27 protein-coding genes are annotated in these 26,476 nt (G+C 72.4%); 20 read left to right on the forward strand and 7 right to left on the reverse strand.

Annotation, left to right across the window (positions count from 1 at the left end; translation table 11 throughout):
- Both NH602_RS08930 and NH602_RS08935 read left to right on the forward strand, forming a co-directional pair.
- Window positions 1-860 (forward strand): hypothetical protein (locus NH602_RS08930; RefSeq protein WP_253067543.1); only part of this gene is annotated, 860 nt, incomplete at its 5' end.
- Window positions 861-867: 7 nt separating this feature from the next.
- Complete coding sequence (locus NH602_RS08935) at window positions 868-1,314, forward strand: hypothetical protein (protein WP_253067544.1); 447 nt, start codon at window positions 868-870, stop codon at window positions 1,312-1,314.
- Between the two features lie 317 nt (window positions 1,315-1,631).
- Here NH602_RS08935 and NH602_RS08940 read toward each other — a convergent pair whose 3' ends face one another.
- Window positions 1,632-1,793 carry a hypothetical protein gene (locus NH602_RS08940; RefSeq protein WP_218913771.1) on the reverse strand — a complete coding sequence of 54 codons (162 nt, stop codon included), beginning with the start codon at window positions 1,791-1,793 and terminating at the stop codon, window positions 1,632-1,634.
- 97 nt (window positions 1,794-1,890) lie between these two features.
- The gene (locus NH602_RS08945; RefSeq protein ID WP_253067545.1) at window positions 1,891-2,328 is read right to left on the reverse strand and encodes an SRPBCC family protein; all 438 of its coding nucleotides are present in this window, start codon (window positions 2,326-2,328) and stop codon (window positions 1,891-1,893) included.
- Window positions 2,329-2,365: 37 nt separating this feature from the next.
- Between NH602_RS08945 and NH602_RS08950 the strand changes: the two genes are divergently transcribed.
- From NH602_RS08950 to NH602_RS08990, 9 genes are read left to right on the forward strand one after another with little or no spacing between them, the layout of a single operon-like run.
- Entirely contained in the window at window positions 2,366-2,977 is a 612-nt protein-coding gene (locus NH602_RS08950; protein WP_246354002.1) for a TetR/AcrR family transcriptional regulator, read from the forward strand.
- Window positions 2,978-3,034: 57 nt separating this feature from the next.
- Window positions 3,035-4,471 (forward strand): FAD-dependent monooxygenase, encoded by a 1,437-nt coding sequence (locus NH602_RS08955; protein WP_253067546.1) that lies wholly within the window; start codon window positions 3,035-3,037, stop codon window positions 4,469-4,471.
- Window positions 4,468-4,950 (forward strand): cupin domain-containing protein, encoded by a 483-nt coding sequence (locus NH602_RS08960; RefSeq protein WP_253067547.1) that lies wholly within the window; start codon window positions 4,468-4,470, stop codon window positions 4,948-4,950. The genes NH602_RS08955 and NH602_RS08960 overlap by 4 nt, the downstream gene beginning before the upstream one ends.
- Entirely contained in the window at window positions 4,947-5,813 is an 867-nt protein-coding gene (locus NH602_RS08965) for an alpha/beta fold hydrolase (RefSeq protein WP_253067548.1), read from the forward strand. Before NH602_RS08960 ends, NH602_RS08965 begins: the two co-directional genes overlap by 4 nt.
- Before the next feature lie 3 nt (window positions 5,814-5,816).
- Complete coding sequence (locus NH602_RS08970) at window positions 5,817-6,512, forward strand: enoyl-CoA hydratase-related protein (RefSeq protein ID WP_179763212.1); 696 nt, start codon at window positions 5,817-5,819, stop codon at window positions 6,510-6,512.
- Window positions 6,509-8,065, forward strand: coding sequence for an FAD-dependent monooxygenase (locus NH602_RS08975; protein WP_253067549.1), 1,557 nt, complete (start codon window positions 6,509-6,511; stop codon window positions 8,063-8,065). Before NH602_RS08970 ends, NH602_RS08975 begins: the two co-directional genes overlap by 4 nt.
- The gene (locus NH602_RS08980; protein WP_253067550.1) at window positions 8,062-8,526 is read left to right on the forward strand and encodes a nitroreductase/quinone reductase family protein; all 465 of its coding nucleotides are present in this window, start codon (window positions 8,062-8,064) and stop codon (window positions 8,524-8,526) included. The genes NH602_RS08975 and NH602_RS08980 overlap by 4 nt, the downstream gene beginning before the upstream one ends.
- Window positions 8,523-9,824 (forward strand): glycosyltransferase, encoded by a 1,302-nt coding sequence (locus tag NH602_RS08985; protein ID WP_179763214.1) that lies wholly within the window; start codon window positions 8,523-8,525, stop codon window positions 9,822-9,824. The genes NH602_RS08980 and NH602_RS08985 overlap by 4 nt, the downstream gene beginning before the upstream one ends.
- Complete coding sequence (locus tag NH602_RS08990) at window positions 9,821-10,699, forward strand: class I SAM-dependent methyltransferase (RefSeq protein WP_179763215.1); 879 nt, start codon at window positions 9,821-9,823, stop codon at window positions 10,697-10,699. Before NH602_RS08985 ends, NH602_RS08990 begins: the two co-directional genes overlap by 4 nt.
- 297 nt (window positions 10,700-10,996) lie before the next feature.
- Here NH602_RS08990 and NH602_RS08995 read toward each other — a convergent pair whose 3' ends face one another.
- The 3 genes from NH602_RS08995 to NH602_RS09005 all read right to left on the reverse strand — a co-directional run bounded on the left by NH602_RS08995 (window position 10,997) and on the right by NH602_RS09005 (window position 13,489).
- Complete coding sequence (locus tag NH602_RS08995) at window positions 10,997-11,656, reverse strand: hypothetical protein (protein WP_179763216.1); 660 nt, start codon at window positions 11,654-11,656, stop codon at window positions 10,997-10,999.
- Window positions 11,657-11,735: 79 nt separating this feature from the next.
- Entirely contained in the window at window positions 11,736-12,743 is a 1,008-nt protein-coding gene (locus tag NH602_RS09000) for a bifunctional DNA primase/polymerase (RefSeq protein ID WP_246354004.1), read from the reverse strand.
- A gap of 425 nt (window positions 12,744-13,168) precedes the next feature.
- The gene (locus NH602_RS09005; RefSeq protein WP_179763218.1) at window positions 13,169-13,489 is read right to left on the reverse strand and encodes a hypothetical protein; all 321 of its coding nucleotides are present in this window, start codon (window positions 13,487-13,489) and stop codon (window positions 13,169-13,171) included.
- A 138-nt stretch (window positions 13,490-13,627) separates the two neighbouring features.
- On the opposite strand from NH602_RS09005, the gene NH602_RS09010 reads away from it, so the two are divergent.
- Window positions 13,628-16,681, forward strand: coding sequence for a Tn3 family transposase (locus NH602_RS09010; RefSeq protein ID WP_253067551.1), 3,054 nt, complete (start codon window positions 13,628-13,630; stop codon window positions 16,679-16,681).
- A gap of 8 nt (window positions 16,682-16,689) precedes the next feature.
- On the opposite strand, the gene NH602_RS09015 is transcribed toward NH602_RS09010, so the two are convergent.
- The gene (locus NH602_RS09015; RefSeq protein WP_253067552.1) at window positions 16,690-16,938 is read right to left on the reverse strand and encodes a hypothetical protein; all 249 of its coding nucleotides are present in this window, start codon (window positions 16,936-16,938) and stop codon (window positions 16,690-16,692) included.
- Window positions 16,939-17,247: 309 nt separating this feature from the next.
- Here NH602_RS09015 and NH602_RS09020 point away from each other — a divergent pair, with 309 nt between their 5' ends.
- Window positions 17,248-17,775 (forward strand): hypothetical protein, encoded by a 528-nt coding sequence (locus NH602_RS09020; protein ID WP_253067553.1) that lies wholly within the window; start codon window positions 17,248-17,250, stop codon window positions 17,773-17,775.
- A gap of 257 nt (window positions 17,776-18,032) precedes the next feature.
- Here the strand turns inward: NH602_RS09020 and add are convergent, their stop codons facing one another.
- Window positions 18,033-19,049 (reverse strand): adenosine deaminase, encoded by a 1,017-nt coding sequence (add, locus tag NH602_RS09025; protein WP_253067554.1) that lies wholly within the window; start codon window positions 19,047-19,049, stop codon window positions 18,033-18,035.
- 329 nt (window positions 19,050-19,378) lie between these two features.
- Between add and NH602_RS09030 the strand changes: the two genes are divergently transcribed.
- From NH602_RS09030 to NH602_RS09060, 7 genes are all read left to right on the forward strand, one after another.
- Entirely contained in the window at window positions 19,379-20,101 is a 723-nt protein-coding gene (locus NH602_RS09030) for a TetR/AcrR family transcriptional regulator (protein ID WP_253067560.1), read from the forward strand.
- Window positions 20,094-21,020, forward strand: coding sequence for an ABC transporter ATP-binding protein (locus tag NH602_RS09035; protein WP_253067555.1), 927 nt, complete (start codon window positions 20,094-20,096; stop codon window positions 21,018-21,020). The genes NH602_RS09030 and NH602_RS09035 overlap by 8 nt, the downstream gene beginning before the upstream one ends.
- A complete protein-coding gene (locus NH602_RS09040) occupies window positions 21,017-22,618 on the forward strand; it encodes a hypothetical protein (protein WP_253067556.1) in 1,602 nt (533 codons plus the stop codon). Before NH602_RS09035 ends, NH602_RS09040 begins: the two co-directional genes overlap by 4 nt.
- 100 nt (window positions 22,619-22,718) lie before the next feature.
- Window positions 22,719-23,252, forward strand: coding sequence for a putative immunity protein (locus tag NH602_RS09045; protein WP_253067561.1), 534 nt, complete (start codon window positions 22,719-22,721; stop codon window positions 23,250-23,252).
- A gap of 281 nt (window positions 23,253-23,533) precedes the next feature.
- Window positions 23,534-24,187 carry a phosphatase PAP2 family protein gene (locus tag NH602_RS09050; RefSeq protein ID WP_253067557.1) on the forward strand — a complete coding sequence of 218 codons (654 nt, stop codon included), beginning with the start codon at window positions 23,534-23,536 and terminating at the stop codon, window positions 24,185-24,187.
- 19 nt (window positions 24,188-24,206) lie between these two features.
- A complete protein-coding gene (locus NH602_RS09055) occupies window positions 24,207-25,607 on the forward strand; it encodes a sensor histidine kinase (RefSeq protein WP_253067558.1) in 1,401 nt (466 codons plus the stop codon).
- Window positions 25,604-26,308: a response regulator transcription factor gene (locus tag NH602_RS09060; RefSeq protein WP_253067559.1), complete on the forward strand. Its 705-nt coding sequence runs from the start codon at window positions 25,604-25,606 to the stop codon at window positions 26,306-26,308. The genes NH602_RS09055 and NH602_RS09060 overlap by 4 nt, the downstream gene beginning before the upstream one ends.
- The last annotated feature ends 168 nt before the right edge of the window (window positions 26,309-26,476 follow it).

Raw genomic sequence — 26,476 nt, forward strand, 5'->3', positions numbered from 1 at the left:
CCCGCGCCGCCCGCGCCGACGCCGAGGCCGCGCGACGCTCCGCGGCCGCGTCCGATGCCGACGCCATCGAGGCCGCCGAGGCCCGCGCCGACGCCGAACTCGCCCGTGACACCGCGATCGCCGCACGCGACGTCCTCGAGGGCGAGATCGCGCAGCTCCGCGCCGAGCTCGAGCAGCGCGACACCGAGCTGGCCGCAGCCCTCGCCGAGCGGGACACGCTCACCGCCGCACGTGACTCCGCGATCGCCGCCCGCGACACCGCGACCGCGGAGTCCGCACGGGCCACCACCGAGCTGCAGGCCCTGACCCGCGAGCACACCCGCGTCGAGACCGAGCTCGCCGACGCCCGCCGGCAGGTGGAGCTACTGGTCGGCGAACGCGACACCGCGGCCGCGAACCTGGGCGCGGCCCGCCGTGACCTCGACCGGACCGAGACCGAGCGCGCCCGGTTGGCCGACGAGCTGCACGATGTCCGCGAACAGGCCGTCGAGCACCGGGCCGCACGCGCCGCGGCGGAGAGCAGCCTGGCCGCCCTTCGTGAACAGCTCGCCCACGACGTCGACCGCGAACGCGCCTACGGCGAACAGCGCCTCGCCGACGCCGAGACCCGCCACAACGCCCAGCTCGCCGAGCTGCGCACCGACCTCACCCGACTGCGCGGACAGATCGCAGGCCGGACCCCGGAACCCGACACCGACCTCGCGACCGACACCGGCCCCGAGCCCGGGCCCGGTCGAGCCGCGAGCGGACGTAAGGCCCGCCCCCGGGCGGCGCAGCGCCGGCCTGGCCCCACCGCCACCACGCCCGTCACCGCACCTGCCGACGAGACCCGACCTGTCGCCCCCGATGCTCAGGAGTGAGGCCCCCGTGAACTCCGCCTTCCCCACCGGACCCGGATCCCCCGCCCCTGCTCATCAGGCCGGTCCTCCCCCACACCTGGGGCCCACCGGCGCCCCGCGGCCAGTGATGGCGACCGGGCCGCTCGCCCCGGGGGCCGGGCCGTCGCTGTGCTGCGACCGGTGCGGGCAGGCCGCGGCCGACCCGCTGCAGCAGATCCTGATGAGCGCGGTGTGGCTGATCCCCGGCCCCGACGGCCCGACCACCGCCCGCTACTGCCGAGCGTGCCCGCCGGTCGGGCCGATCACCGACCTGACTTGTCTGCGCTGCGGTGATGGACCTCTGCTGGTCGGCGATCTCGCAGCCGATCCTTCCGAGCCTGATGACGTGCTGCCCGCGGCCGCGCGGGACTGGCTCGCTGCAGCGGGCTGGCGCCTGGACGGGCCGGTGTGCCCCGACTGCCGACCGCGCCGCTGACCGATCTCGACGGCGCAGCCGGGCCTGCCCGCCCGCCGGGCCGATCACCGACCTGACCTGCCTGCTCTGCGGCGACGGCCCCCTGCTGGTCGGGAACCTCGCCGCCGACCCCGACGACGCACTGCCCGCAGCCGCGCAGCGCTGGCTCACCGCGGCGGGGTGGCGACTCGACGGGCCGGTGTGCCCGGACTGCCGTCCGCGACGCTGACGGCTCGGGGCCTGCACGATCACGGGTCCATTACTCGTGTAGTCGGCTGCCCCCCAGCGACCGCGTCAGGGGACCACCCCCGCGAGCGCGGGAACGACCGACGACACCATCAGGGTAGGAAGCTGGCACCGATCGCTCGGACGCCACGGGCCATCGACGTGTCGGCGAGTACCCGCACCCGGTGGCCTCGGAGGACCAGTCGGCGCGCCACCCCAAGCTCGGGTGGCACGGTGCCGCCGCCGTCGGTGAGGGCGAACAGGTAGTCGGTCATCCCGAGTCCTCCTTCGTGCCGCAGCCCGTCGTCTCCGCACCGAGCCGGGCCGGCGCTGCACCGAGAGCTTCGGCTCCGTCCTCGGAGCGTCCGAACGTCATTCGTCCTCGGCTGCTCGCCGGAGCCCGTCGGCCTCCAGCTCGACGTAGCGGCGGGTACGCGGCCCGAGCAGTCCGCGTACGAGCGGCGCGAGCACACCCCGGTGGTCGAGGCCGAGCCGCAGGTGGGTGGTCCCGCCAGCGCCGGGCCGCAGCGAGTGGCTGCCGGTCGTGATCACACCCGCCGCCGAGGTGACCCAAGTGAGCTCCCGCTCCGGGACGAGCTCGGTCACCGTCCAGATCATCGGGGGCAGTCGTGGCTGGACGATCCGCACCCGGCTCCCGGGCGCCAGGCCGCCGTCGAGCAACCGGACCTCGCTCATCGACTCGGTCCACCGCGGCCAGTCCGGGGGGTCGGTGAGCACCGCCCACACCCGGTCGATCCGCGCGTGCACTGCACGTTCGACGGACAGTCCCATCACACTTCCTAGAAACATGTACCAGATGGTACGCCTATCCCGTACCATCTGGTACATGCCGGAACCGATGAGCACGTCCTCGCGGGATCAGCTGCTGCAGGCGGCCGTCGAGCACTTCGCTGAACACGGGATCGGGAACCACAGCCTGCGGGCCATCGCGGCAGCGATCGGCACCAGCCATCGCATGCTGATCTACCACTTCGGATCGAGGGAGGGCCTGCTCGTCCAGGTGAGAGAGGCCGTGGAAGCAGGTCAGAGGGAGACGCTCGCGACGCTCACCGCGGACGCCGGGACCGACCCGCGCGAGATCATCACAACGTTCTGGGCGACGGTTGCCGCCGCGGCTCACCGGTACGGGCCGCTGTTCTTTGAGCTCTCCGCGCACGCCATGCAGGGCCGCCCGCACGCGGACCGGCTACGCCACACTGTCGTCGACCCGTGGCTCGACCCGATCGCTGACGTCTTCACCCGGGCGGGCGTGGATCGCCCGACGGCGCTGGCCCGAGCCCGGCTCAGCCTCGGCGTCGCCCGCGGACTGTTGCACGACGCCCTGATCACCGGCGACATGGCCGGCGCCGACGCGGCGATGGCCGCTTTCACCGAGATGGCGCTGCCCCCGAGAGAAGAACACCCGTCAAGTGCCCCGGCGCGAGATCTCGCGCCCTGAACCCCGGGGAGTCCTCATGCCAACTATTCGCATCCGCTACTCGGCGGAGGTGCCCCGATGACCGGCGTCGTCGTGGTCGGGGCCGGCCCGACCGCGTTGCTGCTCGCCGGTGACCTCGCCGCCGACGGCGTCGAGGTCACCGTGCTGGAACGCCGGCGTGAGGAGTCGCCGCTGACCCGGGCGTTCGCCGTGCACGCCCGCACCCTCGAACAGCTCGACGCCCGGGGGCTCGCCGACGACCTGGTCGCCACCGGCACCAAGGTCGACGAGTTTCGGCTGTTCGGCTCGGTCTCGGTGGACCTGTCCGAGCTGCCCAGCCGGTTCCCGTTCCTGCTGGTCACCCCGCAGTACCAGGTCGAGCGAGCCCTGCTGGCCCGCGCGGAGGCGGCCGGGGCCGCGATCCGCCGCGGGGTGCGCGCGGACACCGTCCGGGACGACGGCGACACCGTCACCGTGGGCTGGACCGCCGACGACGGCAGCTCCGGCTCGTTCGACGCCGGCTACGTCGTGGGCGCCGACGGCCACCACAGCACCGTCCGCACCGAGCTCGGTCTCGACTTCCCCGGCGAGTCGGTGGTGCGCTCGCTGATGCTGGCCGACGTCCGGATGACCGATCCGCCGCCGGACGTGCTCACCGTCGACGGCAACAAGCACGGTTTCTGCTTCGTCGTCCCCTACGGCGACGGCTGGTACCGGGTGATCGCCCGCCGGTCCGGTTCCGAGCTCGCCGACGACGCCCCGGTGCGGCTCGCCGAGATCGCCGAGGTCGCCCGCCGGGTGTTCGGCACCGACTTCGGCATGCACGATCCCCGCTGGATCTCCCGCTTCCACAGCGAGGAACGCCAGGTCACCGCCTACCGGACGGGTCGGGTGCTGCTCGCCGGCGACGCCGCGCACGTGCACTCCCCCGCCGGCGGGCAGGGCATGAACACCGGCCTGCAGGACGCCGCCAATCTGGGCTGGAAGCTCGCCGCCGTGCTCGGCGGGCGGGCCGGGGACACCCTGCTCGACACCTACGACGCCGAGCGCCGCCCGGTGGGCGCGACTGTACTGCGACTCTCCGGCGGGCTGATCCGGGCCGCGTTGCTGCGCTCCGCACTCGCCCGCGACGCACGCAACCGCCTCGCCCGCACGGTGCTCGCCCTGCCCCCGGCCGGGCGCCGGGTGCGCGGGCTGCTCACCGGCATCGGTTTCGCCTACCCGCGCTCGTCCGGTGACCACCCGCTGGTCGGCACCCGCATGCCCGACCTCACCGGTCCGGGCGGAGCCCGGCTGTACGAGGCGCTGCGCGGTGGCCGGTTCGTGCTCACCGGTCCCGGAGGCCGGCCGCTATGGAACGGACCGGTGCTCCTGGAGACCGCGGACGGGCCGTACCGCCTGGTCCGCCCGGACGGCTACGTCGGCTGGGCCGGCGACGACCCGGCCGGGCTCGGGACCGCACTGGCCCGCTGGGGTGCCGGCCCCGCGCCGCTGTCACCGGAGGTGCGCTCGTGAGCATCGACCGCATCCGGCTGCCCAGCGGTGAGACGGTGACCGTGCTGCGCAACAGCGCGAACACCGGCGGCGCCGCGTTCGAGATCGAGGCGGTGCTGCCGCCGGGGCTGTCCGGCCCGCCCGCGCACCGGCACCGCCGGGGAACCGAGGCGTTCACCGTGCTCGACGGCGAGCTGCGGGTCCGCCTCGGCCGGGACCGTCGTGTGCTCGGCCCGGGAGAGACGGTGACCGTGCCACCGGGCACGGTGCACGCCTTCTCCAACCCCACCGACCGGCCGACCCGGATCCGCATGGTCGAGACCCCGGCCGGTCCGCTCGAACCGCAGTTCCGCGCGCTCGCCGCCGCGGGCCGGTTCCCGCCGCTGCGCCGGCTGGCCCGGATCAACGTCGAGTACGACTACGACTACGTCCAGCACGGACTCCCGGAGGTCCTGCAGCGGCCACTGTGGCGCCTGCTTGCGGGAAGGATGCCCCGATGACCAGCGCGTTCGTCTCCGACACGGCTCGGGACCGCTTCCACCGCGCCTACCACGCCGCGCTGAGCCACCTGCCCGAGCCGGACGCCGAGCACGACGTCGCGACCCGCCACGGCACGGTCCGGGTCTACCGGTTCGGCGACGGACCCGGGAGCCCACTGGTCCTGCTCCCCGGCAACGGCGCGACGACGGCGCTGTGGCTGCCCAACATCCCGGTGTGGTCGCAGCACCGCACCGTGCTCGCCGTCGAACCCCTCGGCGACGCCGGACCGAGCACCCAGGACCGTCCGATCCGGACCGCCGACGATCAGGCCGCCTGGCTGGCCGACACCCTCGACGGCCTCGAGCCCGGGCCTGCGCACCTGGTCGGGGTCTCCTACGGGGCGTGGCTGGCCGCGAACCTCGCCGTGCACGACCCGGACCGGCTCGCATCGCTGACTCTCATCGAACCCGCCCAGGTGGTGTCCCGGTTCCCGGTGACGTTCCTGCCGGTCGCGCTCGGCGCCTCGCGCGCCGCGCCGGAGTGGCTGCGCCGCCGGGCGCTGCGCTGGATCATCGGTGGCGGCTCGCTGGACACCCCGACCGGCCACGTCAGCACCGCTGTCGCCGCCGGGCACCGCACCAGGCTCCCGCCGCCCGGCCTGCTGTCCGACGACCAGCTGCGCGGGCTCACCACGCCGACGCTGCTGCTGATCGGTGCCGAGAGCCGTACCCACGACGCGCTCCGCACCGCCGAGCGGGCCCGCGCCCTGCTGCCCGACGTCCGGGTCGAGGTCGTCCCCGGTGTCGGGCACTCCCTGTCCGGACAGCGCGCCGACCTCGTCAACGCCCGCGTCCTCGACTTCACCGCATCCTGCCAGGAGTAGCGCATGCCCTCCCTGACCCACGACGGCCCCGACGGCGCCGTCGCCGTGCTCGATCTCGGCGACACCGAGAACCGATTCCATCCCGACCTGCTCGCGTCGGTGAACGACCTGCTCGACCAGGTGAGCACCGGCGACGGCCCACGGGCCCTGGTCACCACCGCGACCGGGAAGTTCTTCTGCAACGGCCTCGACCTCGACTGGATGTGGACCGCCGGACAGCGCGCCGCGGACAATCTCGCCGAGGTCCACGCCCTGTTCGCCCGGCTGCTGGCCCTGCCGATGGTCACCGTCGCCGCGATCGGCGGACACGCCTTCGCCGCCGGCGCCATGCTGACCCTCGCCCACGACCTGCGGGTCATGCGCGCCGACCGCGGCTTCTGGTGCCTGCCCGAAGCCGACCTCGGGCTCCCGTTCAGCCCCGGAATGTCCGCACTGATCACCGCCCGGCTCGGGCCGGCCCGGGCACACGAGGCGATGGTGACCGCGCACCGTTACGGCGGACGGGACGCCCGCGCCGCCGGCATCGTCGACGACACCGCCGACGACACTGCTGACGCCCATCGGGCCGTGCGCGACCGCGCCGTCGCTCTCGCCGCCCGGCACGCCGCGAAGGCCGGACCGGCCCTGGGCACGATCAAGACCACCCTGCACGCAGCGGTGCTGGCCGCACTGCGCGACGTCGAGGCGGTGCCGGCGTGACCCCCTCGTTCCGCGACACCGCGGCCGACGTGATCGTCGCCGGTGTCGGGCCCACTGGGCTCGCGCTCGCCTGCGGGCTCGCCGCGGCCGGGGCCCGGGTGCGGGTGCTCGACCGCGCCGACGGCCCGGCCACCACGTCACGGGCGAACATCCTGCACGCCCGCGGCGCCGAGGTCCTCGCCCGCCTCGACGCCCTCGGCGACCTCCCGGACCGGGCCGTCGCCCCGATCGGGATCCGCATGCACGTCCGCGGACGCCACCTCACCACGATGACCTTTGCCCCCGACGAGCGCGAGACCGTCCAGGCGCTGTTCGTCTCCCAAGCCGCGGTCGAGCAGCAACTCCGCGACCGGCTCACCGAGCTGGGGGTCGAGATCAAGTGGGGCCACGGTGTCGAGAGCCTCGCCCAGGACGCCGACGGCGTCACCGTCCGCGTCACCGGCGGCGCGCAGGTACGGGCGTCCTGGCTGGTCGGCTGTGACGGCGCGCACAGCCGGGTGCGGGAGCTGGCCGGGATCGGCTTCCCCGGCGTCCCCGTCGTGGAGCGCTTCCTGCTCGCCGACGTGCACGCCGATGGGCTCGCCGGCCGGGAGCACTCCGCGGGCTGGTACCACCGCGACGGGATCCTCATGGCGATGCCGATGCCGGACGCCACCGGGAACCTGTGGCGGCTCATGGCCAACGTCGACGACGACGGCCGGCACCTGCCCGGCGACGAGATCGTCCGGGCGTTCACCAAGCTGCTCCCGGTCCGGGCGGAGATCACCGGGGCGCGCATCCACGACGCCGTCTGGACCTCGGTGTTCCGCATCCACCGCCGGCTGGCCGACGACTACCGCCGCGGACGGGTCCTGCTCGCCGGCGACGCCGCGCACATCCACTCCCCGTTCGGCGGGCAGGGGATGAACACCGGTATCGGCGATGCCGAGAACCTCGCCTGGAAGCTCGCGCTCGTCGTACGCGGCGAGGCCGGGGTGGAGCTGCTCGACACCTACACCGCCGAACGGCGCCCGGTCGCCACCGAGGTGCTGCAGCGCACCACGACGAACACCCGAGCGCTGGTGGCCGAGGGCCGGCTGGCCCGGTTGCTGCGCGACCACGTCCTGGTCCGGATCCTCAACCTCCCCGCGGTGCAGCGCCAGGCCACCCGGGCCGCCTCCCAGCTGGGGGTGAGCTACCGGCGAGGACCGCTGGGCGGCCGTGGCCGAGCGCCACGTCCCGGCGACCGGGTCCCCGACCGGGCGGTACGGCTCTCCGACGGCACGCCCAGCACGCTGACCCGCGAACTCGGTCCGGACTGGGTGCTGCTGACCGGCCGCACCGACGCACGGCTCACTGCCGCGGTCCGCGACGCGCTGCCCGGGCAGGTCCGTACGGTGACCGACCCGCAGCACACCGGCGGTGACGCGCTGCTCGTCCGCCCGGACGGCCACCTGCTGTGGCGCGGCACCGATCCGGACCGGCTCACCCGCCGGCTCGCCGACCTGTGGCCGAACCGGAGCAAAACACGCCGGTCCGGTGCTTCCTCGGCACCCGGCGGTGGACACCGATGACCACCCGGAAAGCGATCGTGCGCGACGACACCGCGGCCGCACGGAAGCGCCGTTGGGTCAACAGGTTCCACCGCTACGTCGCGAATCCGACGATGCGACGGACGGCCGGCTTCATTCCCGGCCACGCAGTCCTGGAGACGACCGGCCGCAGCTCGGGCCTGGCGCGGCGCACGCCGGTCGGCGGACGGCTCATCGATGGCAGCTTCTGGCTCGTCAGCAACCACGGCCGGCACTCCCACTACGTGCGCAACATCGACAGCGACCCTCGGGTGCGCATCCAGCTCAACGGCCGCTGGCATACCGCTACCGCGCACCTGCTCGACGCCGACGACGCCGAAGCCCGACTGCGGAAACTCCCAGCCCACAACAGCGCCCTCGTCCGCGCACTGGGAACAGATCTGCTGACGGTCCGCATCGATGTGGACGGGATCGCAGCGGGCCGGGACCGGACAGCCACGTGAGCCACTATCTGTTCGCCCTGACCGACGGCGGTGGCACCGTGCCGCCGGAGGTCGGTGTCGCTCGACGACTCGTCGATCGGGGACATCGGGTCCGCGTGCTCGCCGAGACGTCGATGGAGAACGAGATCCGGGCCATCGGCGCCGAGTTCGTCCCCTGGGAGCCGGCGGGCCCAGCCTCCGGGAGCGCCCCCGCGGCCGCGGCCTACCGCGACTGGGAGACCCGCAATCCCTGGACGCTGGCCCGCGGAATGTCCAACCACATGATCGCCGGACCCGCCCGCGGACAGGCCCGGCGGCTCCTCGCCGCGGTCGACACGGAGCGTCCCGATCTCGTCGTCTGCTCGTTCGTGGCCTTCGGGGCGATGGCCGGGGCCGAAGCAGCCAGCGTCCCGTTCGACGTGCTGGTTCCCAACATCTACCCACTCCCGGCTGCGGGGCTGCCACCGACGGGCACCGGATGGCCCCCTGCCCGCACCGAACTCGGACGATTCCGAGATCGCGCGGTCAACGCGGCGACGACCCGAATGCTCAGCCACTTCACCGTTCCCCGTCTAAACGAGCTGCGGACGGACCTCGGGAGCGCGCCCCTGCAGGTGATCTGGGACCAGGTGCACCGCGCCCGCCGTCAACACGTGCTCACGAGCAGGAGCTTCGACTTCCCCGCGGAGCTGCCGCCCACCGCGTCCTACGCGGGGCCGATGCTCGACGACCCGGTATGGGCCCACGCCGACGACTGGCCGATTCCGGCCGGCACCGGGCCGCTGATCCTCGTGGCCCTCTCCTCGACGTACCAGGCGCAGCAGCGGTGTGTGCAGAACGTCATCGACGCGCTGGCCCGCCTGCCGGTACGCGGGCTCGTCACCACCGGCCCGGGCCTCGATCCCCGCGACCTGCGCGGACGCGCTCGCATCGAGATCGTCCGCTCGGCGCCGCACACACAAGTGATCGACCGTGCCGACCTTGTTGTCACCCACGGCGGGCACGGCACCGTGATGAAGGCGCTCGTGGCAGGTCGCCCGATGGTCGTGCTCCCGCACGGCCGCGACCAACCGGACAACGCCGCCCGGGTCACTGCCCGGGGCGCCGGACTGGCCGTCCGACGGACGGCATCGCCGGCGAGGATCGCCGGCGCCGTCCAGAAGGTGCTCGCCTCCCGCTCCTACACCGACGCCGCCCGCCGACTCGGTGACCGCATCCGCGCGGAGGTCACCCGGAGTCCACTTGTCGACGAACTCGAGCGCCTGTGCCCTGGCGGCCCGCCGTACCGGTGGACGCCCCACCCGGAGGGACCGAGATGACCACGAAGTACCCGAACCTCACGGCGGCACAGGAGAGCCTGTTCCTGACGCTGGCCGGCAGGGCCCTCGACAGTCGCCTCCCACGGCCGTTCCTCGGCGATGTCACGTCCGACAGGACCATCAGCGAGCTCGAGTACGACCCCTCGGTCTTTCGCATCCTGAGCACCGACCTCCGTGACCCGAGGAACAAGGTCTTCGAACTGGCCGTTCGAGCGAAGAGGCTTGACGAGATCGTGCGCCGCTTCGTCGCCCGCCAACCGGAGGCGGTCGTGCTCGATCTCGGCGCCGGCCTCGACAACCGGATGCACCGGATCGGGACACCATCGGACGTCGACTGGTACGACGTCGACTTCCCGGAGGTCGTCGCGCTCCGGCAACAGGTCCTCCCGCAACCGGCGAACGCGCATCCGGTCGGAGTCGATCTTCGCACCGATCACCGCTGGCTCGACGAGGTCCCGTCCGACCGGCCCGCCGTGATCGTCGCCGACGGGCTGGTCCCGTTCCTCTCCCAGACCGATCTGGTGATGCTGCTGGGCCGGCTCACGCGGCACTTCCCGTGCGGCGAGCTGGCCTTCAACGGCTACACCCCGCTCGCAGTGTGGGCGATCAAACATCTGCGCATCGCCGGCTCCCTCGACGTCGAGGCGGCGGTCAATCCGGGCTTCTTCAACCCGTACGAGCCCGAACGGTGGGGCGTCGGCCTGCGGCTGGTCGAGGAGATCGCCATCGCGCGGGCACCCGAGGTCGCCGACCTGCCCCCAGTCACTCGGTTGGTACACCGCGTCGCGGGCCGGATCAGCCCGGTGTCCCGCCTGGTCGCGACCGTGGTGCTCCGGTACCGCTTCCCGCGCGGGAACGGCGGCGGAGAGAGGTGATCAGGCATGCTCACCCACCGACCCGGTCCCGGCCGAGCCGGAACGCCGAGACCGACTGCATCGCAAGCAGCCCGCCCGCCAGCCGCCAGGACGAGGGGCACCTGGCCCCCGGCGACGACAGCCGCGCGGCGTAGCTGCCACAACATGTCCTCGCGCCCGGCGAGGCGCACCCGCGTGCGCGAGACCACGCGCTTCTGCGCTGGCCGGCGGCGTCGGTGGCGGGAGGCCGACGGTCGTGCGCCTCGTCCGTAGGTCATCCGGGCACTCCTTACCCGATCGGCTCGGTGCTGCGGCCGCTCATGGCTCCAGGCCGGGTTCTTCTTCCAGTTCGATGCCGTCGTGCTCGGCGATCTCGCGATTGAGCTGCGCCTCCCAGTCCTCGACGAGTTCCTCGTAGAGCTGGGGTGCGCCGCCGTCGCGCTCGTACTCGAGGTGACCGACGGCTGCGTGGTAGGCAGCCAGAGAGGCCGGGTGGACCTTGGTGGTCCAGTCCGGTTCAGCGAGGTCGGGTGTGGCTGGGGTGAGCTCCCCGCGTTCCGCGGCGGCCAGGCGCTGTTCGGCGGCCGCCAGTGCTTCGCGGGCGGCGTCGATCGCCGCCCTTTCCTTGGACCAGTCGTCATCGGGGTTGTGGCGTACGAGGGAACCGTCGGCCTCCGCCGCCTGCTCCTGTTCAAGTTCCCCGGTCGCGATCCTCAGATCCTTTCTTGCTTCGTCGACGGCCCACGCTTCGTGGGCGACGTGAGGGGTCTCGAAGGAGCCGTCGGGCATCTCTCCCAGGTAGCGGACCGCGTTCTCGGTGTAGACGTGACGCGCCCCGTACCCATAGAACCGGTCCAGGCCCGGCCGGTGCTGGTCTGATTCGGCCATCCCGAGTTCGACCATGCGGCGGTCGTACTCATCAGCACGGGCCGGAGTCGTTCCGAGCTGCCGATCGTAGGCTTCCTCGGTGCTGGACATGGCGTTCCTCCAGTAGTTCGTCAGCCGGGCGTCCCAGGCCGGGCAGGGTCGGCGTCGCGGTCTGTTCTGGTCGTCGGAGCTACTGATCATCGGTGGCGGAGTCGGTGGCGGAGTCGGTGGCGCGACCGCGGGCGATGGTGCGCGGGGCGCGGATCCCGAAGGTCATCCCCCGCGTGACCGTCCGTTCTGCCTCGGCGCGGGTGAACCCTGCGACGCCGATGTGCGCCGCAGCGGCGTCGAGCAGGACCGCGTAGGCGTTGTCGGCGTCGAGCTCCCCGCCACCGACGAGCTGGCCGAAGACCCGGGCGGCATTGAGCAGGGTGACCTGCCGCCGGCCTTCCGCGGCGTGTTCGACCTTGTCCAGTTCGTCGGCCTGGATCGCGGCGATGTAGGCGTTCGCCCGCGTGGTCGACAGCCCCTTCGTCGGCGGTCCCTGCGGGCGCGGCGCCGGCGGCGGGGTGAGCAGGGTGGCCAGCCACGTCGGGAGTTCTGCGATCTGGCCGTGCTCGGCGACCAGGTAGGCGCCCTCGGGGCGGATGCTCCCGGCACCGACGACGAACCCGCCGATCGCCCGTGTATCTACGAGCGGGCCGAGGCTGTGCCCATGCCCTCCCTGGGTGTTGCGCAGCTCCAGCCCGTCTGGCATCCGGTAGTAGGCGTGCTCTCCGTCGGTCGGCGTTCGCACGGAGTAGGTGTCGGGCAAGGTCTCGCCGTGCTGGGCGGCGAGCTGGTCGAGGACTTCCCGGCCGGTGGTGGCTCCGTCCCAGTCGGGCAGGGGTTCGGTGCGGGTGTCGAGGTCGATCACCACCAGCCCCGACGGCCCGCAGGCGATCCCGACGTTCCACCGGGTGGAGTTCGACCACCAGCGCCGGATCTGAGCCGGATCGCGCGTGGCGCGCTGCTCCCATCCCTGGTGCCCCTCAGCGCAGGGCCCGCGCCCGCGGCACCGGGTCTCGCCGTGGAAGGCGGGAATCTTCGATCCGGCCTTGACCGGGAACACGAACAGGCCGGCGGCTGCGGCGTCGAGCGCGACCTGTCGCAGCCGCAGCACCTCACGGTCGAGGCGCGGGCGGACACGTCGCGCCATGCACGCCGCCTCCTCCCGCCCGGGTCGGGTTCCGCTGTCGTGCACAGCATCGCACCGCGCCGCGTCGGATCGGGGGCTGTTGGTGCTGGTCGTGACGGTCATGAGGGTGTTCCTCCTGTGCTCTACCGACCCTGTGCCTGGCCGGGCGGGGATCCGGGCCGGCCAACCGGGGCAGGCTGTGCGCCTGCCCCTCGGGGGCCTCGCCCCGAGGGCGCGTAGAGGCTCACGGGTCCAGGGCAGCCCGCCAGGGCTGTCGCGCGAGCGACGCGTCAGCGCCTTTGAAGCGTGAGGAACGCGCCCGCAGGATCGGCCCGATCCCTCCAGGTCCACCGTGCGGCGCAGCCGCTCCACCGGTCTGTGGGGTCTTGGGCGTGTGCTCGGCGCGGTCCCGGTACGACACCCGGGGCCGCGCCGAGCGGCTGGGATTACAGATCCAGTTCTGTCTCCGCGTGCTGCTGGATCCAGAAGGAGCGCTCGGCCAGCTCCTCGTCGGTCGGGCCACGCCCCGCAACAGGCTGTGGTTCGGGCTCACCGGCGGCCTCGCGCTGCTGCTCGGTGGCCTCGGCTTCGGACAGGCCTTGTTCGGCGTGGTGCACCACGATGTTCGCGTGGCAGACCGCGTTCAGGTTGACCAGGCTGTGCTCGTGGTCGCGGGCCTGGCGGGCGACCTCCAGGTCGTCGCGCGCGTGCAGAAGGTTCTGTTCGGCCTGAGCGACGTCGAGGGCGCGGAACGAGCCGTCGGACATCAGGCCGAGATCGGCCCGTGAGGAACAACGGAACGGGATCCATCGGTAGCGGCTGCGCGTCGAACGCGCGGTAGCGTCGCCCGCCGTTGGGGAACGGTCTGGGCTCGATGTTCGGGTCCGTGACGCACTGGGGGTCCCGTGCCTGTCGAGTTCCTCACCGACGCGCAGGCCGCGACGTACGGCTGCTATACGAGACCGCCGTCGACGGCGGAGCTGGACCGCTGCTTCCTGCTCGATGACAAGGCCCGCGCTCTGGTCGAGGCGAAGCGGTTGCCGCACACCCGGCTGGGGTTCGCGGTGCAGCTCACGACGTTGTTGTTCATCGGCCGGTTCTTGGCCGATCCGACCGATGTTCCGACCGAGGTCGTGGACTACCTGGCCGAGCAGCTCGACATCGTTGATCCGTCGTGTGTGAAGGACTACCGGGTCCGGGAGATGACCCGGCTCGAGCACGCAGCGCAGATCCGCGAGGCGTACGGGTTCGTCGAGTTCACCGCGGCGGCCGAGGAGCTTGCGCGGTGGGTGGATGACCGGGCGTGGACCACCGGGGATGGCCCGAAGGCGCTGTTCGACGGGGCGGTGGCGTGGCTTCGGGAGCACCGGGTGCTGCTGCCCGGGGTGTCCACCCTGGCTCGGTTGGTGGCCCGGGTCCGGGACGCGGCGATGGCGCGGCTGTGGGACACCCTGGCCGCCCCGCTGACTGCGTCGCAGGCCGCTGCGTTGGATCTGTTGTTGGAGATCCCTGACGGGGCACGCACCTCGGAGCTGGAACGGCTGCGGCGCGGTCCGACCCGGGTGTCGGGGCGCGCGATGGCGGCCGCGTTGGATCGGGTCAGTGAGCTGTCCGCGATCGGCGTCGGCCAGATCGAGCTGGGGGCGGTCCCGCGGCGGCGGGTGATCGAGCTGGCCCGCTACGGCATGGCGGGCAAGGCGCCGGCGTTGCGCCGCCACCCCTACGCCCGCCGGCTGGCGACGCTGCTGGCCACGGTCGTGGTGCTGCAGGCCAGGGCCACCGACGACGCGGTGGAGCTGTTCGACGTGCTGATGACCACCGAGCTGCTGGCCCGTGCGCAGCGCCAGACCCGTGACGAGCAGGCCCGCCGGTACCCGCGAGTGAGCAAGGATGCCGGGAAGCTGGCAGCGGCGGTCGGGGTGATGCTCGAGGCCACGACCTGGGGCCCGGAGATCACGCTGGAGCTGGTGTGGGACGCGATCGAGAACGTGGTGTCGCTGGCCGAGCTGCGGACCGCGGTCGCGAACATCACCGACGTCGTACCGGCACCGGGCACCGATCCCGACACGCAGTGGCGGGCCACCCTGGCCGACCGCTATGCGGTGGTGCGCCCGTTCCTGCCGATGCTGTGCACGGCCATCCGGTTCGGCGCCACCGCCGAGGCCACCCCCGTCCTCGACGCACTGCGCGCTCTGCCGGAACTGCTCGATGCCCGCCCGACGGCGCGGGTACCGGCGGGGTTCCTCGACGCCCGCAAGGTCGCGGTGGACCTGGTCCCGCCGGGGTGGGCGCGGGTGGTGTTCACCCCCGGGCGACCGGAGGCCGCGGTGAACCGGGCCGGCTACGTGTTCTGCGTGCTGGAGCTGTTCCATCAGCGGCTGCGCCGCCGCGACATCTTCGCGCTTGCCTCCGGTCGCTGGGCCGACCCCCGCGCGCAGCTGCTGGACGGCCCGGCATGGGAGGCCGCCCGCGGCCCGGTGCTCAACGCCCTGCAGCTCCCGGCTGATCCCGACGCGCTGCTGGCCGAGCACGCCCGCGACCTCGACGCCGCACTACGAGAGGTCGCCGGGCGGCTGGTCGCCAACACCGAGGTCTCCATCGACGAGCAGGGCCGGCTGCACGCCGGGAAGATCGACGCCGTCCCCGATCCGCCGAGCCTGACCGATCTGCGGCGCCGCTGCGAGGCGATGCTCCCGCGGGTCGACATCGGCGAGGTGGTGTTGGAGGTGATGTCCTGGCACCCGGAGTTCGCGGCGGCGTTCACCCCCGCCTCGGGCGGGCAGGCTCGCCTGGACGATCTGGCGGTGAGCGTGGCGGCCGCGCTGACCGCGCACGCGCTCAACGTCGGGTTCACCCCGGTGATCACCCCCGGGGTGGCGGCGCTGACCCGGCACCGGATCAGCCACGTCGACCAGAACTACCTGCGCGCGGAGACCTACGCCGCAGCGAACGCCCCGCTCATCGCCGCCCAGGCCGACATCGCGCTGGCCCAGGCGTGGGGCGGTGGGCTGCTCGCGGCGGTGGACGGCGTCCGGTTCGTGGTGCCGGTGCGCAGCATCGACGCCCGCCCCAACCCGCGCTACTTCGGCCGCCGCCGCGGAGTGACGCTGCTCAATCTGGTCAACGACCAGGCCGTCGGGCTGGCCGGGCAGGTCGTGTCGGGCACCCCGCGGGACTCGCTGCACGTGATCGACCTGATCTACCGGCAGGACGGCGGGCGGCGCCCGGAGGTCATCATCAGCGACACCGGCTCCTACAGCGACATGGTGTGCGGGCTGATGCGGCTGCTCGGGTTCGACTACCGCCCGCAGCTGGCCGACCTGCCGGATGCGAAGCTGTGGCGGATCAACCCGGGCGCCGATTATGGACCGCTGAACACCGCCGCCCGCGGGAAGATCGACCTCGGGCGGATCCGGGCGCACTGGCCCGACCTGCTGCGCCTGGCCGGGTCCATCCACACCGGCGCGGTCAGCGCGCACGACGTGCTGCGGATGCTCGCCCACGGCGGCAACCCGACCCAGCTCGGCGAGGCGCTGGCGCACTACGGGCGGATCTTCAAGACCCTGCACGTGCTGTCGTATGTCGATCAAGCCCCGTACCGGGCGGAGATCAAGGGCATGCGCAACCTGCAGGAAGGCCGCCACGACCTGGCCCGGCACGTCTTCCACGGCCGCCGCGGCGATCTGCGCCGCGCCTACCACGAGGGCATGGAGGACCAGCTCGGCGCGCTGGGGCTGGTCCTGAACTGCATCACGCTGTGGAACACCGTCTACCTCGACGCCGCCCTCACCCAGCTGCGCGACGAGGGATACCCGGTGCGTGATGAGGACGTTGTGCGGCTCTCGGCCTACATGCGCCGGCACCTCAACGTGCACGGGCACTACTCGTTCCACCTCCCCGACGTGGCCGGAACCCGGCGGGCGCTGCGCGACCCCGACAGCAACGACGAGGACCGCTGACCGCCGTTCTACCGGCGCCGAACTGCCGACCTCTGGCCGCGTTGTGCCTGTCGTTCCAGCAGCATGAGGTGGTGCACCAGCTGCTCCACGCTGGTGCAGGCCTCCGCGGCGAGCTGCTGGGTCGTGGGGTCGTCCACCGCCGCGGCGGCGCCGTTGAGCTTGTCGGCGCGCCGCGACAGCGAACGCGCTTCGCGCAGCAGCGCCGTGATCGTCTTCGTCGATGGCGGCTCCGGCTGGTCCGCATCCTCGTCGCCCATGCTGCTGATTGTGCTGTGCACCACATCGAAGCCTCCGCAGCTGTCCGCCCTCGCGGCGCATCCCATGAGGCGCCGGCGCTACAGCAGACCGACAGACCTCCGAGCGGCGCTGCAGCTGAGAGCCCAGTCAACGCACGGCAGAAGGTAACAAAAAGTATCACTGTCATGTGTAACCTTGGTGTCTCTTTGCACAGAGGCCGTCTCGGGTCTAACGTGATTCTCACTGTCAGTGGAAGTCCCACTGGCCTACAGTGGGAAGTTGGTGCGACTCTCATGGATAGTCCGCTTAAGATCCGGTTCGAGGGGACCGTGACCATCGACGGCAACGAGGCTGCGGACTTCATCCGCGCTCTCGCGCCGGGCAGTTTCACCGTCACCGCGACGCCGGGCGCTGAGGGCGGCGAAGTGCTCGAGGACGAGCTCGAGGAGGTCGACGACAGCCCGACGGCCGTCGCGAAGGCCGAATCGCTTGCCGTCTCAACCGGGTGGACCCTCGACCTGGCCCGCTCATGGGTCGACGAGCTCGACGCGTGGACGCAGAACGGTCGCATCCTGCATGAGCTGCCGGTCCGCGCCGGCGGCGTCGCGACCGCCGAGCAGATGCGGATCGCCGCCGGGCGGCCAGCCGGGAAGTTCGCGCTGAGCGGGTTCACTGGTGGCACGGCCAAGCGATTCAAGCGGTGGGCCGCCGCCACCCCCGGCGCCGAGGGGCTGACTTTGCCGGTCACGACCGTCTACGACCCATCCATCAAGGGCCGGCAGCGCGCGAAGGCCTTCAAGGTCGAGGAGCAGCTGGTGCCACTGTTCCGAATTTCGCTCATGCAGACCCAGGACTGACAGGCCGCTATGACGACGGCCGGACCCTTGCCCGAGGGCTGGCTGTCGTCATGTGCGGGGTCCAGATCGCAGCGGCGCTTCCCGCATACCCGAGATCGCCGCCAGTGCGCGCGAGAAGGCGGGTGATGCGCGCCCGCATCGTTGCAGCAGTGCCATAGCTGTCCCGCAAGCCGATCGCTGTGCGGGACGCCACCTTCACCCGTCGCTCGGCGGCGGGATCGGCGTGCGGCCGCACCGGCGGTGAGAACGGTGACGACTCAGCCGGGTAGCGGCACCGTCGTAATGTCGGCGTGCAGCTCTGTCCTGAGCTCCGCTGAGCAGAACGCGGCCTCTACCGCGTTGCGGGCGAGCAGCACCAGCTCGGCTGGGGTCAGCCCGAACTGCTCGTGCGCCACGAGGTACTCGCCGACAAGGTCGCAGCCGAACATGCCGGGGTCGTCGGTGTTGAGCGTGACCGGCACGCCCCACTGCACGAGCCGGGCCAGCGGGTGCGCCTGCATCGACGGCACGGCGCCGGTGCGCAGGTTCGACGTCGGGCACACCTCCAGCGCGATCCGGTGCTTAGTGAGGTAGTCGAGCAGCCGGGGATCGGTGACGGCGTGAATCCCGTGCCCGATTCGCTCGGCGCCCAGGTCGTGCAGCGCCGACCAGATCGTCGCCGGTCCCGTGGTCTCTCCCGCGTGCGGGAGGCTGTGCAGGCCCGCCTCGCGGGCCGCGGTGAACGGGCCGGTGAACTGTGCGCGCCCGACGCCGATCTCGGGCCCGCCCAGCCCGAAGCCGACGGTGCCGTCCGGTCGGTGTCGCAGGACCCAGGCGAGGGTGTCCCAGGCGTTGTCGACGCCCAGCTCGCCGGCGCAGTCGAAGACCCAGCCGAGCTCGACGTCGTGCTCGGTGCGGGCTCGCTCGCGCCCGGTGGTCAGCGCGTCACCGAGCGCGCCCGGGTCGATCCCGGCGTGCAGGTGACTCATCGGCGTCACCGTGACCTCGGCGTAACGCACGGCACCTGCGGCGAGGTCGTAGGCCAGCCCGACGACGAGGTCGACGACGTCGGCCGAGGTACGGACCAGTGCGTTGACCTGCTGGTAGATATCGATGAAGTGGGCGAAGTCGCGGAAGGTGTAGAAGTCGGCGAGGGCGGCGGGGTCCTGGGGGACCGCGCCGGGGCCGTGGCGCCGGGCGAGCGCGGCCACGGTCGACACGGACGCCGATCCGACGAGGTGGACGTGCAATTCGACCTTGGGCAGGGCGCGCAGGAACGTGGTGATGTCGGTCAAGGGTTCTCCTGGGAGTGGTGCGGGCGGGTCCGGGTTGGGCCGGCTGCACCTAGGAGAAGTCGCTGCGGTCGTGGTCCTCACCGTACAGCGGCAGACGCACGTCCATGACGACGAACTTCACATCACATGTCGGTGGACGTCAAGCAGCTTGATGTTGATCTTTCGTGTTGTGGCTCTGGGCGGTGGCCCATCGCCCGTCCCGGTAGTCGATCCTTGATTGGGGCGCCCAGCACGGACGTACGGGCTTCTGCGACCTGGGCAGGCCGTACGCGCTCGCAATACTGTCGTATCGTTTACTGGCAGCTTGATATAGCCTGCGGTACGTGAGTATGGGAGTGGAGCGAGATCGACCGGCGGAGGATCTGACGGGCCGGGCCCGCATCCGGGACGCCGCGCTGAGGGAGTTCGCGATGCGCGGGTACCGGGCGGCGACGATGAAGCAGGTGGCGGCCGCCGCGGGGGTGTCGGTGGGGCTGGTGCAGCACCATTACGGCTCGAAGGAGGGGCTACGGCGGGCGTGCGATGAGCACGTGGCCGCCACGTTGTTGCGGCCGACCCAGGAGGGGCTCGCGTCCGGGGAGATCTCCGAGCCGGACTTCCTGGCCGGCCTGTACGGGGCGGGCGAGGACTGTGTGCGCTACATCGCGCGCGCGATGGTCGAGGACTCGGGCCCAGCGGCGGCCCTGTTCGATCGCAGCGCGGAGCTGGCCGAGCAGTGGCTGCGCGAGCAGAACCCGACGGCGGGGGTAGGCGGTCCGGACCGGGACGCGGCGCTGGCCGCAGCGGTCATGACCGCGATGCACCTAGGGACCGTGGTACTGGCCGGGCACGTGGCCCGGCGGACCGGCGTGGACCCCCTGACGCCTGCGCACGGTCCCCGTGTCGGCGCAGCCATGTTCGAGGTCTACGCCGCGGTCGGCAGCTTCATGTCCTCCGACATGGGGCAAGGAGTGGTCTCGGCGGTCGATCGGCTCAGAGAGGACAGATCCCCGGCGACGGGCGCCTCGGGCACCGCACGGGACACGGCGGGGCGGGAGGCCGGCGATGACTGAGGCGATCACGGTAGAGGGGCTGGTCAAGTCGTTCGGGTCGGCCCGCGCACTCGACGGGCTGGACCTGTCGGTGCAGGCCGGGGAGGTGCACGGGTTCCTCGGGCCCAACGGTGCCGGCAAGTCGACCACGCTGCGGATCCTGTTGGGTCTGCTGCGGGCCGACGCGGGCCGGGTACGGCTGCTCGGTGGTGACCCGTGGACCGACGCGGTCGCGCTGCACCGCCGGCTGGCCTACGTGCCCGGGGATGTCGCGCTGTGGCCCGGCCTGACCGGTGGTGAGGTGATCGACCTGCTCACCCGGCTTCGCGGCGGCGCCGACCCGCGCCGTCGGGCCGAGCTCGTCGAGCGGTTCGCGTTGAACCCGCGGGTCAGGACCCGGGCCTACTCGACCGGGAACCGGCAGAAGGTCGCGCTGATCGCAGCGCTGGCCGTGCCGGCCGAGCTGCTGATCCTCGACGAGCCGACCTCGGGCCTGGACCCGTTGATGGAGGCCACCTTCCAGCAGGTGGTCGCCGAACGTATCCGGGACGGGGCGACGGTGCTGCTGTCGAGCCACATCCTCTCCGAGGTCGAGGCGCTCGCCGGTCGGGTCTCGATCGTGCGCGCCGGACGGGTGATCGAGACCGGAACCCTTGCCGAGCTGCGGCACCTGACCCGCACGACGGTGGCCGTCGAGCTCCGCGACGGCACCGACCGGCTCGCGGAGCTTCCCGGTGTGCACGATCTGCTGATCGATGGCGCCCGGGTCCGCTTTCAGGTCGAGCCCGACCGGCTCGACGAGGTGTTCGGCGAACTCGCCCGGCGGGGGATGCGGTCGGTGACCGCGACGCCCCCGACTCTGGAGGAGGTGTTCCTGCGGCACTACCGCACCAGCGGGACCCGCGAGACGAGCGTCTCCGCTGCCCGGGTGCGGTCATGACCGCCGCGGTGACAGCCCGGCGCGAGGTCGGGGCAGGGCTGGGGTCGATGGTCCGGCTCGTCGGGCGTCGCGACCGGATCGGGATCGCGGCCTGGATCGCGCTGGCGGTGAGCCTCCCGCTGGCCTCCGCGGCTGCCCTGCCCGCTCTGGTCCCGACCGAAGGCGAACAGGTCGCGTTCGCGACCGAACTCGCGCGCGACCCGCTCACCACGGCCCTGCTCGGGCCCGTCTACGGCACGAGTATCGAGGCCCTGATCGCGATGCGGTCCGGGATGCAAAGCGTGTTCGCGGTCGGGATCGGATCGCTGGTTCTGGTCCTGCGGCACACCCGCGCGGCCGAGCAGGACGGTCACGCCGAGCTGTTGGATGCCGCACCGGTGGGTCGGCACGTCCGGCTCGCGGCGGCGTTGCTGGTGACGGCCGTGGCCAATCTGGCGATCGCCGCGCTCACCGTCGTGACGCTGGTGTCCCTGTTCGGCCATCCGCTGGCCGGGTCGGCGGTGCTGGCGCTGTCCGCCGCCGGGTTCGGCCTGGTCACCGCCGCGGTCGCCGCGGTCGCCGCCCAGATCGCGCAGACCGTGACCGGGGCCCGCACGATCGGATTCGGGCTGCTGGCCGCAGCGTTCGCGGTGCGTCTTGTCGGCGACGTCGCGGGCGTCGACGCGTTGTCCTGGGCCTCCCCGGTCGGGTGGGTTCGGCTGACCCGCGCCTTCACCGGCGACCAATGGTGGGTGCTGGCGCTGTTCCCTGCCGCCGCCGCTGCGCTGACCGTGCTCGCCGTGCGTCTCGCGGGCGGGCGGGACCTCGGCGCGGGGCTGCTCCCCGCACGGCCGGGCCCGGCCGAAGGTGCGCCCCGGTTGTCCACGGCGGTCGGGCTGTTCGTGCAGCTGCGGCTGCCTGGCCTGATCGCGACCACGGTCGCCGTGGGCGCCGCATGTGTCGGTATCGGCTACGCGTCGAGCACCCTCGACGGACTGCTCGACGACAGCCCGATGATCACGAGCCGGCTCGCGCCGCTGGCCGGCTCCACACTCGGTGAGGCGTTCGTGGCGATCTGCCTCTACCTCGCCGGGCTCGGCGTGGCCTGCTACGTGGTAGCGACCGTACTGACACTGCGTCGCGACGAAACCGGCCGCCAGGCCGAGCTGCTGCTGGCGACACCGACGTCGCGGGGGAGCTGGATCGCGGGGCCGCTACTCATCGCGCTCATCGCGCCGGTGGTGTTGCTGTCGGTCGCGGGACTCGCCGCCGCTGCCGGGTTCACCGCCGGCAGCGCACGCACCGACCGGTTCGGTGCCCAGATGGGCGCCGCGATGGCCCAGGTCCCGGTGAACTGGATCGTCGCTGGCGGTGTCGTCGTGCTGGTCGGCTACCTCCCACGCATCGCCGTCGCCGTGGCCTGGGGCGCCCTCGCTGCCGCCGTCATCGATCTCGGTCTGTGGGAGCTGGAGGTACTACCCCGCCCGCTGTACGACCCGTTCTCCTACACCCACCCCGCAGTTGACTACGGCCCCGGCACGCTCGTAGCCATGAGCCTGATCGGCGTGGGGCTCATCGCGCTGGGCGCCCACCGTGTCCAGCGCCGCGACCTGGGCTGACTGGCACAGCGCAAGCGGATCCCTCACCGGGCACGGGTCCAGATCATTTCGTGGCTGGTTGGCTCGGCGAGCGTTACGATGTGATCATCGCGCGGTGGAGATGGTGCCCGGCGACTTCCAGTTGACTATGGACGAGCTGCGTGTTGTCGCTCGATACGTTGTGGAGAGCGCCGAGCCGGTGCTGCCGCTGTTCGAGGACGTGCACCCTGGCGATCACCGTCCACGCGCCGCTATCGAAGCCGCTTGGACCTTCGTGAGTGGTGCGAGACGAACCCGGTTGCAGCGCGTCACGTCCCTGGACGCACATCGCGCGGCGAGACAAGCAGCGACGGAGGCTGCGAAACTTGCCGCGCGATCCGCCGGGGACGCTGCATCTGCGGCGTACCTTCATCCGATCGCGAAGGCGCACCAGGTGGGGCACATCCTGCGTGCGGCCGCGAGTGCAGCCCGCATCAGTGAACTGCAAGCAGTTGACGACCCGGACGCGGGTGCACGGGCCGTCGGAGAAGCCCGGTACCGGGCCACGCCGATCCTGATCGATGTGCTCTCCCGCTATCCACTCGCCCCGGCCGCAAGGGGCCGCGTCGCGGAGTTGATGTCCATGTTGGACACGGCGCTGCGAGCGACCCGGTAGCCGATCGGCTCAGGGGGTCTTCTCGCACGGCCGGTCGAGTACCTGATGCCGTAGCGGGTGTCTGGGCGCCGTCGTTCGAGGTCAACGCAGGGCAGCGGACTCGGCTCGGGCATCGGGGCCGGTGCCGGGCGCCGCGGGGCAGGACCCTCGTTGGCTTCGTGCCCGGTGAGTGGTGGCGCTGCGCCCCTGTCGATCGTCTTCAGGTGGCCTGTGTCGATCGGCGCTGAGTAGGTTCCGTTCGACAGAGGCGACGCCGGCGCCGGCCCGGTCACGGTGGCGGCGTGCAGAGATTGAACATCCCGGATGTGCCCGATGCCAGCGCAGTCTGGCTGCGTGACCTGCTTGCGCCGTTTGCCGCGGCACCCCTCGAGACAGGTGCGGTGCTGGCGGTGGTCGGTGAGGTGGCCCTGATCGTCATCGCGGTGGTGTGGGTGCGTTTGTGGCTCCTCGCGCGGGCTGCGTCACCGCGAACCTTGGCGGCGGTGGCCGGGGTGCCGGTCGCGGCGGCGCTGGCCTGGCCGGTCGGTGAGGCGGCGAAGTCGGTCCTGCGGGTGGACCGGCCGTGTCGGCTGCTGGACGGGTTACCCGCCTGGGTCGAGTGCCCGCCGGCCGGGGACTGGTCGTTCCCGAGCAATCACGCTGCTGTCGCGGGTGCGCTCGCCGTCACGGTCGTGGTGGCCGTACGGCACCTGCGCAAGCCGATCGTCGCGATCCTCTCGATGCTTGCTGCTGGAGTGGCGGCCGCTAGCCGGGTGCTGGCCGGGGCGCACTTCCCGCACGATGTCGTGGTGGGGCTGCTGCTAGGTGGCATCGTGGCGGTCGTGTCGATGCAGATGACCCGTCGCCCGATGGAATCAGCGGTCGCGGCCGCACGCTCGAAAGGCAGGGTCTCCCTTCTGGTCGGCGGTGCGCGGGGCGCTACATATGAGCGGTGAGCCGGCCCGGGCGGGCCGGGTGATCGACGCGGGTGTGATCAGTGCGGCTGGGTTGTGGCTCCTCGCGTGGTTGGTCGGCCACGACGGGCAGAGCCTGCTCGCTGCTCTGGCTCCGGCACCGTTCGTGCTGGTCATGGGCGGGATCGCCGGATGGCGGGGGCGGGGGCTGGTGGTGGCCGTCGCGCCGGTGGCGGGCGCGTTGCTCGCGCTTGTCGCGACCGCCGGGGCGGACACGGCGCTGGCCGCGGGGATAGGGCTGGCGCTGCTGCTGTACGGGCCGTGGTGGCTGGGTCGCCATCTGCGCGCCCGCTCGGACCTGGCCACTGCGGGCTGGCGGGCGGCGACCGACTGGGAGCGTCGAGCCGGGGAGGCAGAGAAGGACGCGCGGCGCCACGAGAGGACCCGGCTGGCCGGCGAGATGCACGATCTCGTGGGCCACGACCTCGCCAGGGCAGCGCTCGGGCTGGGCGGACTGGAGCTGGGACGCGGCCTGGACCCCAGCACTCGGGAGGCCGTCGCGCGTGCGCGTCGCAGCGTGACCTCGGCCGCGGAGCACCTTGCCCACGCGGTGTCCGCGCTGTCGATGGATCGCCTGCCCGACCCCGCTGCTGGGGAGGCGGGGATCGAAATCGCGGAGATCGTGGATGGGATCCGCTCGGCCGGTGCGCGGGTCGTTCTCACACCGGTGAAGCCCGCTCAGGTGCTGGCGGGCACGAACCCGGCCGTCCGCGCCGTCGTTGTGGGCGTGGTGCGGGAGGGCCTGACAAACGCGGTCAAGCACTCGCCGGGCGCCTCGGTCGAAATCTCGTTCGCCGCCGCCGGTTCGGGCGGGCTGCACGTCGTCGTGCGCACCCACGACGCCCCGATCACCGAGCACGCACCGGGATCCGGCCGCGGGCTCATGACCCTGTCGGACGCGGTACGAGCGATCGGCGGCACCGTGGAGCACGGCCGGATCGGTGCCGATCACCTCCTGTCCGTGCTCCTGCTGCCGGATAGAGCCCGGGGCGACACGGCGCAGGACACGGTCGCGGCGGCGCGGGCGCGCGCCTCGTCCGGCGTGTCGCAGACACGCCGGACGGTGCTGTGGGGCACTGCCGCGCTGCTCACCGGGGCTGCGCTGGCGGCCGTCGGGTACCGGACCGTGGACGCGGCCACCTCCGTGCTTCCGGTCGCGGGCTTCGAAGCGCTGCGCCCCGGCGTGGCACGTGCGGAGGTGGAGCTGCCGTGGCGCACCCGCACCGACGCCACGGACATCACACCGCCACCGGGAACCCGGTGCGAGCACTACAGCGTGACCACGGCGCCGTTCGGCCCGGGCTCCTCGGACCTGTACCGACTGTGCTGGAGCGATGGCATCCTTGCGCGCAAGGACCTGATCACCAGGTCCGGCCTGACCTCGGGCAGCATCGGCACGTGATCCGCGTGCTGCTCGCCGACGACGAGGCCGTCGTCCGGGTCGGGGTGCGCACCGTGCTGGCCAACGACCCGAACCTCGACGTCGTCGCCGAAGCCGAGCACGGGCGTGCCGCGGTCGACCTGGCGCTGGCGCACCGGCCCGACGTCGCGGTGCTCGACGTGCGGATGCCGGTCCTGGACGGCCTCGACGCCGCGGCGGAGATCGTTCGCCTCGGGCTGGGCTGCGCGATCCTGGTACTGACCACCTTCGCCGACGATGACTACCTCGTGCGCGCCCTCGCCGAGGGCGCGAGCGGGTTCGTGCTCAAGACCGGCGACCCGCGCGAGATCATCGACGGGGTCCACGCCGTCGCCGGCGGCGGTGCGTACCTGTCCCCGCGCATGGCCCGACGCGTCATCGATCTCTACGCCCGCGACCGGCCGGTCACCGCTCGGGCGGCGGTCGACGCGCTGACCCCTCGCGAGCGCACGGTGCTCGGGCTGCTCGGCACCGGGGCGTCCAACGCCGAGATCGGGCGCGCTCTGCACCTGGTCGAGGGCACAGTGAAGGCGCACGTCAGCGCGATTCTGGACCGCCTGGGCGTGCGCAACCGTGTACAGGCCGCGATCATCGCCCACGAACACGGCCTGATCCCGACAGCCGGCCAGCTTCGACCGCACGATGGCTGTGGATCAGGTTGCGGAGCGGTCGAGACCCAATGAACGGTGTCGCCGTAGCCAACGCAGCATGACTCCGCCGCGCAGACTGAACCGCCCCGGCGTGTCGGGAGACTTGATCTTCTGAGGAGATGGAGTCATGACACGTCGTTCCCAGCCGCCGTATCCGCCGGAGTTGCGTGAGCGGGCGGTGCGCATGGTCGCCGAGGTCGA

Origin of the sequence: Pseudonocardia sp. McavD-2-B, assembly GCF_024124365.1 — a bacterium.
Classification (GTDB): Bacteria; Actinomycetota; Actinomycetes; order Mycobacteriales; family Pseudonocardiaceae; genus Pseudonocardia; species Pseudonocardia alni.

Coding starts and splice junctions, on each gene's coding strand:
- NH602_RS09045 (WP_253067561.1), top strand. CDS start 22,719: ATGGTGCCCGGCGACTTCCAGTTGACTATGGACGAGCTGCGTGTTGTC.
- NH602_RS09040 (WP_253067556.1), top strand. CDS start 21,017: ATGACCGCCGCGGTGACAGCCCGGCGCGAGGTCGGGGCAGGGCTGGGG.
- NH602_RS08995 (WP_179763216.1), bottom strand. CDS start 11,656: ATGTCCAGCACCGAGGAAGCCTACGATCGGCAGCTCGGAACGACTCCG.
- NH602_RS09000 (WP_246354004.1), bottom strand. CDS start 12,743: ATGGCGCGACGTGTCCGCCCGCGCCTCGACCGTGAGGTGCTGCGGCTG.
- NH602_RS08965 (WP_253067548.1), top strand. CDS start 4,947: ATGACCAGCGCGTTCGTCTCCGACACGGCTCGGGACCGCTTCCACCGC.
- NH602_RS09035 (WP_253067555.1), top strand. CDS start 20,094: ATGACTGAGGCGATCACGGTAGAGGGGCTGGTCAAGTCGTTCGGGTCG.
- NH602_RS08970 (WP_179763212.1), top strand. CDS start 5,817: ATGCCCTCCCTGACCCACGACGGCCCCGACGGCGCCGTCGCCGTGCTC.
- NH602_RS09005 (WP_179763218.1), bottom strand. CDS start 13,489: ATGTCCGACGGCTCGTTCCGCGCCCTCGACGTCGCTCAGGCCGAACAG.
- NH602_RS08950 (WP_246354002.1), top strand. CDS start 2,366: ATGCCGGAACCGATGAGCACGTCCTCGCGGGATCAGCTGCTGCAGGCG.
- NH602_RS09030 (WP_253067560.1), top strand. CDS start 19,379: ATGGGAGTGGAGCGAGATCGACCGGCGGAGGATCTGACGGGCCGGGCC.
- NH602_RS08955 (WP_253067546.1), top strand. CDS start 3,035: ATGACCGGCGTCGTCGTGGTCGGGGCCGGCCCGACCGCGTTGCTGCTC.
- NH602_RS08945 (WP_253067545.1), bottom strand. CDS start 2,328: ATGTTTCTAGGAAGTGTGATGGGACTGTCCGTCGAACGTGCAGTGCAC.
- NH602_RS09015 (WP_253067552.1), bottom strand. CDS start 16,938: ATGGGCGACGAGGATGCGGACCAGCCGGAGCCGCCATCGACGAAGACG.
- NH602_RS08990 (WP_179763215.1), top strand. CDS start 9,821: ATGACCACGAAGTACCCGAACCTCACGGCGGCACAGGAGAGCCTGTTC.
- NH602_RS08940 (WP_218913771.1), bottom strand. CDS start 1,793: ATGACCGACTACCTGTTCGCCCTCACCGACGGCGGCGGCACCGTGCCA.
- NH602_RS08980 (WP_253067550.1), top strand. CDS start 8,062: ATGACCACCCGGAAAGCGATCGTGCGCGACGACACCGCGGCCGCACGG.